This window comes from Isoptericola sediminis (assembly GCF_013085345.1).
GTDB classification, from domain to species: domain Bacteria; phylum Actinomycetota; class Actinomycetes; order Actinomycetales; family Cellulomonadaceae; genus Isoptericola; species Isoptericola sediminis.
Genome location: NZ_JABFAJ010000005.1, coordinates 92931 through 105357 on the forward strand (window position 1 = coordinate 92931; position 12427 = coordinate 105357).

Sequence of the window (12427 nt, forward strand, 5' to 3'; positions counted from 1 at the left end):
CGACCCGTGACCGACGACGCCGCACCCGCCGATCACGTCGACGACCCGGACGGACGCCCGTGGCGGGCCGCCGAGGTGCGGCGCCTGCTCGCCTTCGGCGCCCCCTCCCTCCCCGACGGTTCGGGTGCCCGCTGGCTCGACGCCCGCGGACGTCCCGACCCCTCACGACCGGCACAGACGTGGATCACCGCGCGGATGGCCCACACCTACGCGCTGGGCGAGCTGCTCGACGTCCCCGGCTGCGGGACCCTCGCCGACCGCGCGCTCAGCGGGCTGTCCGGCCCGCTCCACGACGCCGAGCACGGGGGCTGGTTCGCCTCCGTCGGGCCCGGGGACGCCCTGGACGGCACCAAGGCCGCCTACGCCCACGCGTTCGTCGTCCTCGCCGCCTCCTCCGGGGTCCAGGCCGGCCGCCCGGGAGCCGCCGCGCTGCTCGACGACGCGCTCGACGTGCTGGACCGCCGTTTCTGGGACGACGGCGCCGGGCTGCTCGTGGACGAGTGGGACCGGAGCTGGACGGTGCTGTCGACGTACCGGGGCATCAACGCGAACATGCACGGCGTCGAGGCGATGCTCGCCGCCGCCGACGCGACCGAGGACCCCGGGTGGCTGGAGCGGGCGGTGCGCGTCACCGACCGGGTCGCCGCGTGGGCCGAGGCGACCCGGTGGCGCGTCCCGGAGCACTTCACCGCCGACTGGACCCCCGACCTCGAGCTCAACGCCGACCGCCCGCGCGACCCCTTCAAGCCCTACGGCTCCACCCCCGGCCACAGTTTCGAGTGGGCCCGCCTGATGCTGCAGCTGGACGTCGCCACGGGACACCCCGGACGACGCACGGAGGTCGCCCTCCGGCTCTTCGACCGGGCCCTGGCGGACGGCTTCGACGGCCGCGGGTTCGTCTACACGGTCGACTGGTCCGGGACGCCCGTCGAGCGCCGCCGGTTCCACTGGGTGGCGGCGGAGGCCGTCGCCGCCGCGGAGGTGCTGGCCATGGTGACCGGTGAGTCCCGCTACGGCGAGCTCGCCGCGAGCTGGTGGGGGCTGCTGCGCCGGCGGTTCGTCGACACCGACCGCGGGTCGTGGCACCACGAGCTCGACGCCCACGACCAGCCGTCGGCGACGGTCTGGGACGGCAAGCCGGACATCTACCACGCCGTCCAGGCGCTGCTGGTGCCGGACCTCCCGCTGAGCGGGTCGTTCGCGGAGTCCGCCCGCCTCGAGTCCTAGGAGGCGGAGGCGTCGCCCGCGAGCCCGGTCTCCCGGTAGAAGCCCCAGATGTGCTCACGCGTCTCGCGCTCGGCACGGTCGGCGTCACCGGCGATCACGGCGTCGAGGATCTCCCGGTGCTCGCCGCAGAGGCGGTCGGCCGTGGCGGGCCAGGCCGGCAGCTGCTGCACACCGCGGGCCACGTACGACGCGACGGCGCTGCGCAGCCCCGCCAGGATCGCCTCGACGAGCTGGTTGCCGGCGAGCCGCACGAGGACGAGGTGGAAGTCCTGGTCGAGCCGGACGAACTCCTCCACGCCCAGGCCCGGCACCTCCATGGCCTCGAGGAGCCGTGTCGCCTCCGCCGCCCAGCCGTCGTCCTCGCCGCCACGGGCGGCCGCCTCGCGCACCGCCCAGGTCTCCAACGTCGCGCGGGTGGCAACGACGTCGTGCACCGGCAGGGTCCCGGAGGCCACGTGCAGGCGGACCGCCGCACCGAGCCCGGCGGCGGGCCGGTCGATGACGGTCGCCCCGGCGTCCGGCCCGGAGCCGACGGCGGTGCGGATCATGCCCATGGCCTCGAGGATCCGGATCGCTTCACGCACCGAGGGGCGGGAGACCTGGAGCTCCTCGGCGAGCGCCCGCTCGGCCGGGAGCCGCTCGCCGAGCGCCCAGCGCCCGGCGGCCAGGTCGGACTCGATGCGGGCCAGGACCTTCTCGTGGGTGCGCACGGTCCGATCCTAGTCGCTGGTCTGACCACACGTGGCATCATGGTCACGACCCGTCAGCACCCCGCAGAAGGAGCCGGACCGTGCGCATCGCCCTGGCCGCGACCTGCCTCGCGGACACCCTGTTCCCCGGCGCCCCTCGCGCCACCGTGCGCCTGCTCGAACGGCTCGGCCACGACGTCGTCTTCCCCCGCGGCCAGGCGTGCTGCGGCCAGATGCACATCAACACCGGCTACGTCGAGGAGGCCGTCCCGGTCGTGCGCAACCACGTCGAGACGTTCGCCCCGGTGGCCGACGGCGCGTGGGACGCCGTCGTCATCCCCTCCGGCTCGTGCACCGGGTCGGTGCGCCACCAGCAGGCGATGGTCTGCCGCCGGGCCGGGCTCGACGACCTCGCCGCCACCGCGGAGGCGGTGGCCGCGCGGACCTACGAGCTGTCCGAGCTGCTGGTCGACCTGCTCGGGGTCACCGACGTCGGCGCCTGGTTCCCGCACCGCGTCACCTACCACCCGACCTGCCACTCGCTGCGCATGCTCCGCGTCGGCGACCGGCCGCTGCGCCTGCTGCGCGCCGTGGAGGGCATCGACCTGGTCGAGCTGCCCGCGGCCGAGTCGTGCTGCGGGTTCGGGGGCACGTTCGCCCTGAAGAACGCCGACACCTCGGCCGCGATGCTGGCGGACAAGACCGCGAACGTCCGCGGCACGGGGGCCGCCGTCGTCACCGCCGGGGACACGTCCTGCCTGATGCACATCGGCGGCGGGCTCTCCCGGCAGCGTGCCGGCATCGGGACGCTGCACCTCGCGGAGATCCTCGCCTCCACCCGGGAGGAACCGACCCCGCTGCCCCGCGTCCGCGCGGGCGCCACGGAGGTCACCCGATGAGCACGTTCCTCGGCATCCCGGGCATCCGGCGCCGGTCCGACGACGCGGCGCCCGAGGGCTCCGACCCGTTCGGCCCGGTCCCGCACCCCGACGAGCCGCTGCGCTGGGGCGAACCCTTCCCGGCGGCGGCGAAGCAGACGCTGCAGGACGACCAGCTCCGCCGCAAACTCGGCCACGCCACCCGGACCATCCGCGCCAAGCGCGCGTCCGTCGTCGGCGAGGTGCCGGACTGGGAGGCGCTGCGTGACACCGGCTCGGCGATCAAGGAGCAGGTGATGGCGAACCTGCCCGACCTGCTGGCCCGGCTCGAGGAGAACGTCACCGCACGCGGCGGCGTCGTGCACTGGGCGCGGGACGCCGCCGAGGCCAACCGCATCGTCACCGAGATCGCGCGGGCCCAGGGGGCCGACGAGGTCGTCAAGGTCAAGTCGATGGCCACCCAGGAGATCGGCCTCAACGAGCACCTGGCGGCCGAGGGCATCGCCGCGATCGAGACGGACCTCGCCGAGCTCATCGTCCAGCTCGCCGACGACATGCCGTCGCACATCCTCGTGCCGGCGATCCACCGCAACCGGGCCGAGATCCGCGACATCTTCCGCCGGCGCATGGGCGACGCCCCCGAGGACCTGTCCGACGTGCCGCGCGAGCTCGCGATGGCGGCGCGGGCGCACCTGCGGCGCAAGTTCCTCTCGGCGAAGGTGGCGGTGAGTGGCGCGAACTTCGGCGTCGCGGACACCGGCACCCTCGCCGTCGTCGAGTCCGAGGGCAACGGCCGCATGTGCCTCACGCTGCCCGAGACGCTCGTGACGGTGATGGGCATCGAGAAGCTGATCCCGACGTACGAGGACCTCGAGGTGTTCCTCCAGCTGCTGCCGCGGTCGTCCACCGGCGAGCGCATGAACCCGTACACCTCCCTGTGGACGGGCGTCACCCCGGGCGACGGGCCCCAGGAGTTCCACCTGGTGCTCCTCGACAACGGCCGCACCGACGTGCTGGCCGACGAGGTGGGCCGCTCGGCCCTGCACTGCATCCGCTGCTCGGCGTGCCTCAACGTGTGCCCGGTGTACGAGCGGGTCGGCGGGCACGCCTACGGCTCGGTGTACCCCGGGCCCATCGGGGCGATCCTCACCCCGCAGCTCACGGCGTCGTCCGGCGGGATGTCCGGCGCGGACGACGTCAACGCGTCGCTGCCCTACGCCTCGACGCTGTGCGGCGCCTGCTACGACGTGTGCCCGGTGAAGATCGACATCCCCTCGATCCTCGTGGACCTGCGGGCCCGCGAGGTCGACGCCGACCGCGGCCGTGCCGTCGACCCGTGGCGCGCGGCGATGAAGGCGGCCTCCTGGGTGATGTCCGACGGCGACCGGTTCGGCCTCGCGGGTCGCGCCGCCACGCTCGGGCACGTCGTGGGCGGACGCGACGGCGTCGTCTCGAAGGCGCCGCCGCCGGCGTCCGCGTGGACCCGGTCGCGGGACCTGCCCGTGCCGCCGCAGCAGACGTTCCGCCGGTGGATGGCCGAGCACGAGAAGGACGGGGGCGAGCGATGAGCGCGCGCGAGGACGTGCTGCAACGGATCCGGGCCGCGCTCGGGCAGCCCGGAGCGGGCACGACGCCGGCCGGTCGCGTCGGCACGGCGCCGGCGGCCGTCGAGGTGCCGCGGGAGTACCGGACCGCCGGGGACGACGCACCTGGGTCGGAGGCCGTCGTCGAGCAGCTAGTGGACCGCCTGGAGGACTACCGGGCCCACGTCCACCGGGTCACGGCGGACGAGCTTCCTGCGGTGGTGGCGCGGCTGGTCGGCGAGCTGGCACCGGTCTCCGGTGCTCGGCCGAGCGTCGTCGTGCCGCCCGGTCTCGAGCCTCGGTGGCTCGACGCCCTGCCGAGCGACGTCGTCGTGCACCGGGACTCCCCCGACGCACCGATGACGGCTGTGCAGCTCGACGAGATGTCCGCCGTGCTCACCGCCGCGCGGGTCGCCTGCTCCGAGACCGGCACCATCGTCCTCGACGGCGAGCCCGACCAAGGCCGCCGGGCGATCTCCCTGGTGCCCGACGTCCACCTGTGCGTGGTGCGGACCGACCAGGTCGTCCAGACCGTGCCCGAGATGGTCCGCCGCCTGGCCGACCACCCCGAACGGCCGCAGACCTGGATCTCCGGACCCAGCGCCACCAGCGACATCGAGCTCGACCGCGTCGAAGGCGTCCACGGCCCGCGCACCCTGCACGTTTTCCTACCTACAATTGACGATGCCACAGGGATTGATGACAATTGACTATTATCCAGCCCAGCGCTATTGGTGCAATGCGCGACCGATTGGAGGGCCTCGAACATAACGCTTTCCTGCTACCCCCGTGAAGCCAGGAGGACGCCGCGGACGTCATTACCAGAAAGCCACTCTTCAGACTCATGGAACTCCACTAGAGCGCGCACATCGTGCCGCAAAACTGCGCCAACCGAGTGCATAGCCTCGTTGAAACTATCCACGGCATCTGATCCCGCCCGCGCCAGAATTAGCAGGACATTGCCACTGTTATCCGCTGGAATGGAGAGGAGGTCCCTAGACGCTAAAGCAACTCCCCTGCCGAGATCTGGATGAGGGAATCGGTCCAATGCGGCATACGCCGCCTGGTATGCCCCGTAGTCCTCTTGGGCCCTGAGGGAGGAGACGATCGCGGCAACGCCGTCCGGCCCCTCACGCCCCGTCACCGAGTCAGCGAGCTCAACGTAACGATTCCAGCGACGCTCAGCCCCGCCTGCAAGGCTTACTTGATCATGATCCTGCACAAGAGCGCCGCAATCGAATAGTTCGACTTTCCAGTCCGAAAACATAAGGCATCCACCTCTTTGGTCACGTCGCTACGATTTCTGATTGGCTTCCCATGCCTGCAGAGCCTTATTGGAACTGAGGCTGGACCACATTTCTGCGATCGCGTCGTCATACTTACTCCCGAAGCGAGCGCGAATGTCGTCCACATCCATTTGCATGGCTCCGCGGAAATCGCCAGAATCTATTAGTTCCTTCTGTCTCGTTCGCCACGCCTGAGACGCGAGGGACGGTCCGGTACTGTAAACTGCGCGATGGTCGGCATAGTCCATTCGAATTGCTGGACCACTGTAAGGCGTTAGAGGACTGGCCGCCTTGGCCGGTATGTGGTTAACCTCCTTCCCTGCCCCCGAAGGCTTAAGGTCACCATACTTCCCACCGTTCGCTGAACCACAATTGTGGACGAGTAGCGGAACGCTCCCGGCCTGCACATAGTACGTGTGGTCAACGTCGACGGTCAGGTTGTGAACGACCGCGCGCTCACGTTGGACATCGATCGCCGTAACCTGGATCCAGGTACCGGCGGCGGTCTGGAGCCAAGAGCCAGCATCCAGGTCGACCGCATCGACCCACTCCCGCAGGTCCGGAACCCAGAACGGATGTCCGTCCGTCGCGACGATCTCTTGGGACTGCCCGTCCCTGTCCTGAACGGTGATCGTGACCAGGGTCCTGTCTCCCTCGCCAATGATCAGGCGAGTCACTTCCCGCCCCTCGGTCTTCTCCCCGGTCTCCTCGTCGGCGGCGAGCACTTCATCGCCAAGATCGATGTCCTCGATCGCTTTCAACGTGCCGTCAGCTAGGAGGATCAGTGTGCCTGGCGCAAAACTGTTACCAGGCTTGCAACCGGTGAGCTTGAGCGCCTTAACAGTGACAAGCGCGGCCTTGGCAGCACCCTTGAGGGCGAGCGCCTCGAGCACGATCGCGGACAAGCGCCCCAAGGCGTATGCGGTTCGGCCAGAGTTGAATAGTTCCTGGAGGCTCTTAAACTCATCGATAAGGCCGTTCACGAGCATCAGAGGATCGCCCTGGATCAGCATCTTATTGAAGTCGGCGAAGGCAGCGCACCCTCTCAACCAATTGCTACTCATGCATTCATTCAGGTAATGCCACTCGGCCTTGGCCAACTCGACCATGCCGTCGACAACCTCGGCGCCATAGTCGGCCGCACCCTCGGCGAACTCCTTGACGAAGTTGTCATCGCTGTCGTTGTCCGAGGGCCTGGCGACGGGCGGCAGTTTGAACGGGGGGGTCCCCGTGAAGCCGGTCCTGTCCCGCGCGACCCCTCGACCTGCGAGGGGGCTGCTGGAGTTGTGCGGAACATAGGCGCCGTCCAGCAAGGGCGGGAGCACCAGCATCCCGGAGGCGTCCGCGGAGGTCACGGGGTTGTTGTTGGCGTAGGCGTAGCCGTGCCACTGCTCTGGATCGGCCAGGTTCATCACCGGATCCACCGAGATGAACCGGCCCAGCATCGGGTCGTAGTACCGGGCACCGAGCAGCACCAGCCCGGTGGCCGCATCGGATCAAGACACTCGATCCACGGAGGGTGAACGATGAGCGCGCGCGAGGACGTGCTGCAGCGGATCCGGGCCGCGCTCGGCGAGGCCGGCGCGGGTACGACGCCGGCCGGTCGCGTCGGCACGGCGCCCGACGCCGTGGACGTGCCGCGGGAGTACCGGACCGCCGGGGACGACGCGCCCGGGTCGGAGGCCGTGGTCGAGCAGCTCGTTGACCGCCTGGAGGACTACCGGGCCCACGTCCACCGGGTCACCGCGGACGAGCTGCCCGCGGAGGTGACGCGACTGGTCGCCGACCTGACACCGGCCTCGGGCGACGCGCCGTCCGTCGTCGTGCCGCCCGGTCTCAAGCCCGGGTGGCTCGAGGCCCTGCCGAGCGACGTCGTCGTGCAGCGGGACTCCCCCGACGCACCGATGACCGCGCTCGACCTGGACGAGGTCGCCGCCGTGCTCACCGCCGCCCGGGTCGCCTGCTCCGAGACCGGCACCATCGTCCTCGACGGCGAGCCCGACCAAGGCCGCCGGGCGATCTCCCTGGTGCCCGACGTCCACCTGTGCGTGGTGCGGACCGACCAGGTCGTCCAGACCGTGCCCGAGATGGTCCGCCGCCTGGCCGACCACCCCGAACGGCCGCAGACCTGGATCTCCGGACCCAGCGCCACCAGCGACATCGAGCTCGACCGCGTCGAGGGCGTCCACGGCCCCCGCACCCTGCACGTCCTGCTCACAAGGCTGTGCTCATGAATAGCCACTACCTCAGCGTCTCGTTTGTCTCAGGTCGCATCTACATGCACCTCAGCGGCAATGAGGATTTGTGGCACCCCAAAGCCTGCAAGAAGGGAACCATCGACCTGCGCGACATAGGTCGGAAAGTATGGACACCAGGTCAACGGAACACATGAGCAGCACCCCGCCCCAACTAGAAGCCAGACGAGGCACTCGCTGCACGACTACGCGGTCCTCTTCAACGCCCACGCCGGAACCTTGTGGGACGCTTCACCATCTACCTGCGCCGCGAGATCGTCGCCCGGCTCGGCATGACCCCAGAAAGCCGCCCACGCGGTCCTGCGGGTCTCCTTCGCCGAGGCGCCGAGTACCAGCAGCGCGGCCGGGTCCACTTCCACGCCATCATCAGACTCGACGGCCCCGACGGCACCAGTCAGCCCCCGCCGCCGTACGCCACCGTCGCCAAGCTCACCGATGCCGCACGCGCCGCCGCCAACCGAGTCCAAGTCACCGTCACCTCGGACGCGACCGGGGAACGCGAACTCGCCTGGGGCCAGCGGCTCGACCTATCCGAGACCACGGCCTTCGGCACCGACGCCGAATTCACCAAGCAGACCGTGGTCGCATACGTGGCGAAGTACGCCACCAAGTCCGCCGACGCCTCCGGAGCCCTCGACCGTGCCCTGTTCTGCCGCCCCTGCCAGGGACGCGGCGCCACCCTCCTGCCCCACGGAACCCCGCTCCCGTGCACCGCCTGCGACGGCACAGGCCAGGCACGGCTGCTGCACCCTCTCGCCGTCGCACGCCACGTCCGACAGATGATCCGCACCTGCTGGGAGCTCGGCAGGCTGCCGGAGTTCGCCGATCTCAAGCTCTGGAAGTGGGCGCACATGCTCGATTTCCGGGGCCCCCGCGCATGGCGCACAGAACAGGCCCGTGCCCACGCCGGCCTGCCCGAGTCCGACCCGACGACCACTCTCGTCGTCGATCGCTGGGACTACCTCGGTGCGGGCTACGGCCCCGGCGCGAGTCTCCCCACGACCGACGTGCGGCACCGCAAGGAAATGGAACGGCAGTTCAGGGGTCTGCTGATGATCTCGCCCCCGCCCACCGTCCTCAGTACGGAGGCGGCCCCGGTGATGGATCTGCTGACGATGCCCCAGGTCATGGTCCGCCTCCAGCTCGGTCGCTCCGCCGTCTACGACCTGATCCACTCCGGCCAGCTTGCCTCGATCACCCTCGGCCGCGCCCGCCGCATCCCCACCCAAGCCCTCACCGACTTCATCCACGCCAGACTCGAACAGGACGCCGCCTGATGACCGCACCCCGCGAAACCCCCGCCTCCCGCCGCGTCCGCGCCAATGGCGACGGGACTGTCTACCAGCGCAAGGACAGCCGCTGGGAAGCCGCCGGATACGTCCTCGCACCTGGCAACACCCGCAAACGCGTCCGCGTCTACGGCACCACCCGCAAGGAAGCCCCGGCGAAGCTCACGGAGAAGATCGCCGCCAGCAACCGTGGCGTCCCCGTCCCGTCTGCGCAGGGCAGCGTGGCCGCGTACCTGACGTACTGGCTCGACGCTGTCGCCGTCTACCAGCTCCGCGAGAACACCCACACCCGCTACACCGCCGTCACCCGGCTCTATCTCATCCCCGGCCTCGGACGGAAGAAGCTCGCCAAGCTCACCGCCAAGGACGTACGCACCTGGCTCAACCAGCTCCGCACCACCTGCCAGTGCTGCACCCGCGGCCTCGACACCGCCCGCGACGAGCCCCTCTGCTGCGCTGTCGGAAAGTGCTGCTCCAAGCGGCTCTCGCCGCTGACCTTGTCCTACGTGCACTCCGTCCTCAAGTCCGCCCTGGAGCACGCGGTACGGAAGAGGAGATCCCGCGCAACGTCGCCCGCAACGTCCGCACCGCCCCCGCCGCTTCGAACCCCTCACCGCCGACGAAGCCCGCCATTTCCTTGCCGCCGTGCGCGGACACCGGCTCCACGCCCTGTTCGAACTCGCCCTCCACACAGGGCTCCGCAAGGGCGAACTCCTCGGCCTTCGCTGGGAAGACCTCGACCTCACCGGCGGAACCGCCAGCGTCCGCCGCACCCTCCAACGCACCACCTCCAACGGCCTGACCGCCCTCCCCACCAAGACCAAGAGCTCCGAACGCCGCATCGCCCTGCCCACGCCGTGCCAGCGTTCCCTCGAACAGCACCGCGACCGGCAGCGCACGGAACGCGAGGCAGCGGGGACAGCCTGGAAGGACAGCGGCTACGTATTCACTCGTCCCGACGGTGCCCCGATCGAAGGGGCCACCCTCACCCGGCACTTCAACACCCAGCTCGGCCAGGCCGGACTCCGCCGAATCCGGTTCCACGATCTCCGACACTCGGCGGCCACCCTCCTCCTGGAGCAAGGAGTGGAGCTCGTGGTGATCAAGGAGCTGTTGGGTCACGCCCACATCGGCGTCACCGCCACCGTGTACGCCCACGTCCGGCTCCGCCTCCAGCGCGACGCCATCGACCTCCTCGGCCACGCCCTCCGCAACCCCGCCGAGATCACCGGCAAGCCCGAAGACGACGGCGACGAACCGCCCCTCTGTGCCGCACCTGTCCGCTGACGTTGCCGTCAACTACTGCCGTCAGACGCTCCAGAGGCCCCACCGGAAATAGATCCGGTGGGGCCTCTACTGAGCTATTGGTGAGAATATTCGTCAGTCACCATCAAGCATCTTTTCGACTGCCGCCTTGATTGCTTCCAACGCCCTATCATCCACTGTGAGTGGCGCTGCGAGCGTTTCGACCCAGTGCCGCATTTCGGCCTCGGTTAGGTCTCGCCAACGCGGATGCATAGCAGCTCTGTGTGCAATGATCCGCCAGCGATGCTGGTGCTGCGAGAGTCGATACCAGTCAGCCTGTTTCTGCGCTCGTCCTGGCGTTGAGCTCGAACGCAATCCCGAGATCAGACCTTCGCGAAGGCGATTCAGTGCCGACGCATAGACCGGACTCCCGTTGAGCACGTCCGTGTCATCGGAGAGCTCAAATTTGAGCTCCATACCGGCACGGAGCAGCATCTCCACCTGGGCAAAGTTGTCGAACTCGACCAGTTCTGACATCAGAAGGGGTTCTTTCCGTGGAAGAGAACATTCCCCGCCGGGATCTTCAACGAGCCTCTCGTAATCAGCTCATTTGGCTGAGATCCCGGCCCAAGCTCGACACCTTCAGGCATTCGGAAGGCGAACATGTAGTCAGCCTTTCCTGCATACATCGGGTTACGAATGAAGATGTTCTGCTCGATCTCTGCCGGGCTTCCAATTTCCTGGGTCACATGGACCTTTCCGGCGGAGTTGGCGCCAATCCTGAGACTGCCGTCATCGGCCAAAATCCCACTGTGCCCTCCCTCACTCGTGTAATGGAAGTAGACATTGTCATCGAGATTATCGACAACGTTCCCGACGTCATGAGTCGCCGCATTATTGCAGTTGTGCACGAGGACCGGCGTGGCCCCCGCCAGCACATAGTACGTGTGGTCTATGTCTACCGTAAGGTTGTAGACGGCTGCACGCTCGTGGCGCACGTCAACGGATGCGACCTGGACCCAGGTGCCGGCTGCGGTCTGGAGCCAGGACCCGGCCTTGAGGTCGATGGCGTCGACCCACTCCTGCAGGTCGGGAGCCCAGAATGGATGCTCGTCGGTTGCGACGATCTCTTGGGACTCACCGTCCGTGTCGTTGACGGTGATCGTGACCAGGGTCTTGGCGCCCTCACCGCGGATCAAGCGCGTGACTTCCCGGCCCTCGGTCGTCTCACCTGTCTTCTCGTCAGCCGCCAGGACTACGTCGCCGAGTTCGACGTCCTCGATCGCTTTCCAGGTACCGTCCGCGAGGAGGACGAGGGTTCCCGGGGCGAAACTGTTGCAACTAGGGGCGTCTGGGACCTTCTTCAGCGCCTTGATGGCCAGCAAGGCCGCCTTGCCACCGCCCTTGCTGACGAGCGTCTCCAGCACGATCGCCGACAGGCGCCCCAACGCGTAGGCGGTACGTCCGGAGTTGAACAGTTCCTCGAGATTCTTGAACTCGCTGACGAGACCATCGAGGGCCGTCAGCGGGTTGAGCCCGGAGAACAGTTGCTTGTTGAAATCGAAGAAGTTCCCGCAGTCTCCTCGCCAGGCACTACCGTTCAGGCACTCGGTCAGATAGTTCCACTGGGTCTTGGCCAGCTCGACCATGCCGTCGACAACCTCGGCGCCGTAGTCGGCCGCACCCTCGGCGAACTCCTTGACGAAATTGTCGTCGGCGTCATCGTCGGTGGAGTCATCGACGGGCGGGACCTTCACGGTCCACCCGTAGCCGGTCCTGTCCCGCGCGACCTGACGACCCGCGAGAGGGCTGCTCGAGTTGTGCGGAACATACGCACCGTCCAGCAACGGCGGGAGCACCAGCATCCCGGACGCGTCCGCGAAGGTCACGGGGTTGTTGTTGGCGTAGGCGTAGCCGTGCCACTGCTCCGGATCGGCCAGGTTCATCACCGGATCCACCGAGATGAACCGGCCCA

10 protein-coding genes and 3 pseudogenes are annotated in these 12427 nt (G+C 68.7%); 8 read left to right on the forward strand and 5 right to left on the reverse strand.

Annotated features, from left to right (window positions below; genetic code table 11):
- Positions 1-6 precede the first annotated feature (6 nt).
- On the forward strand, positions 7-1227 hold the full coding sequence (locus HLI28_RS03225; RefSeq protein ID WP_171246057.1) for an AGE family epimerase/isomerase: 1221 nt from the start codon (positions 7-9) through the stop codon (positions 1225-1227).
- Here HLI28_RS03225 and HLI28_RS03230 read toward each other — a convergent pair.
- Complete coding sequence (locus tag HLI28_RS03230; protein ID WP_171246058.1) at positions 1224-1937, reverse strand: FCD domain-containing protein; 714 nt, start codon at positions 1935-1937, stop codon at positions 1224-1226. The two genes, HLI28_RS03225 and HLI28_RS03230, sit on opposite strands and share 4 nt — an antisense overlap.
- Positions 1938-2017: 80 nt before the next feature.
- Here HLI28_RS03230 and HLI28_RS03235 point away from each other — a divergent pair, with 80 nt between their 5' ends.
- Genes HLI28_RS03235 through HLI28_RS03245 form a run of 3 tightly spaced genes read left to right on the forward strand, consistent with a single transcriptional unit; the run spans position 2018 to position 5087 of the window.
- Positions 2018-2815 (forward strand): heterodisulfide reductase-related iron-sulfur binding cluster, encoded by a 798-nt coding sequence (locus HLI28_RS03235; RefSeq protein ID WP_171246059.1) that lies wholly within the window; start codon positions 2018-2020, stop codon positions 2813-2815.
- Positions 2812-4362, forward strand: a complete 1551-nt coding sequence (locus HLI28_RS03240) for a LutB/LldF family L-lactate oxidation iron-sulfur protein (protein ID WP_171246060.1) — start codon at positions 2812-2814, stop codon at positions 4360-4362. Before HLI28_RS03235 ends, HLI28_RS03240 begins: the two co-directional genes overlap by 4 nt.
- Positions 4359-5087, forward strand: a complete 729-nt coding sequence (locus HLI28_RS03245) for a LutC/YkgG family protein (RefSeq protein WP_171246061.1) — start codon at positions 4359-4361, stop codon at positions 5085-5087. The genes HLI28_RS03240 and HLI28_RS03245 overlap by 4 nt, the downstream gene beginning before the upstream one ends.
- Positions 5088-5671: 584 nt before the next feature.
- On the opposite strand, the gene HLI28_RS03250 is transcribed toward HLI28_RS03245, so the two are convergent.
- The gene (locus HLI28_RS03250) at positions 5672-6994 is read right to left on the reverse strand and encodes a polymorphic toxin-type HINT domain-containing protein (protein ID WP_343035613.1); all 1323 of its coding nucleotides are present in this window, start codon (positions 6992-6994) and stop codon (positions 5672-5674) included.
- 9 nt (positions 6995-7003) lie between these two features.
- Positions 7004-7144 (reverse strand): annotated as a pseudogene (locus HLI28_RS15730) (RHS repeat-associated core domain-containing protein); the annotation flags it as partial.
- 45 nt (positions 7145-7189) lie between these two features.
- On the opposite strand from HLI28_RS15730, the gene HLI28_RS03255 reads away from it, so the two are divergent.
- The 4 genes and pseudogenes from HLI28_RS03255 to HLI28_RS03275 form a co-directional block, all read left to right on the forward strand.
- Positions 7190-7897 (forward strand): LutC/YkgG family protein, encoded by a 708-nt coding sequence (locus HLI28_RS03255; RefSeq protein ID WP_171246062.1) that lies wholly within the window; start codon positions 7190-7192, stop codon positions 7895-7897.
- Between the two features lie 242 nt (positions 7898-8139).
- Positions 8140-9195, forward strand: a complete 1056-nt coding sequence (locus HLI28_RS15870) for a replication initiator (RefSeq protein ID WP_343035611.1) — start codon at positions 8140-8142, stop codon at positions 9193-9195.
- Positions 9195-9587: pseudogene (locus tag HLI28_RS16020) on the forward strand (tyrosine-type recombinase/integrase); the annotation flags it as partial. The gene HLI28_RS15870 and the pseudogene HLI28_RS16020, both read left to right, overlap by 1 nt.
- Positions 9588-9828: 241 nt before the next feature.
- Positions 9829-10494 (forward strand): annotated as a pseudogene (locus HLI28_RS03275) (site-specific integrase); the annotation flags it as partial.
- A 93-nt stretch (positions 10495-10587) separates the two neighbouring features.
- Here the strand turns inward: HLI28_RS03275 and HLI28_RS03280 are convergent.
- Both HLI28_RS03280 and HLI28_RS03285 read right to left on the reverse strand, forming a co-directional pair.
- A complete protein-coding gene (locus HLI28_RS03280; RefSeq protein ID WP_171246063.1) occupies positions 10588-10989 on the reverse strand; it encodes a hypothetical protein in 402 nt (133 codons plus the stop codon).
- Positions 10989-12427: polymorphic toxin-type HINT domain-containing protein (locus tag HLI28_RS03285; protein WP_281357595.1), on the reverse strand; the 1439-nt coding region annotated here is incomplete at its 5' end. The genes HLI28_RS03280 and HLI28_RS03285, both read right to left, overlap by 1 nt.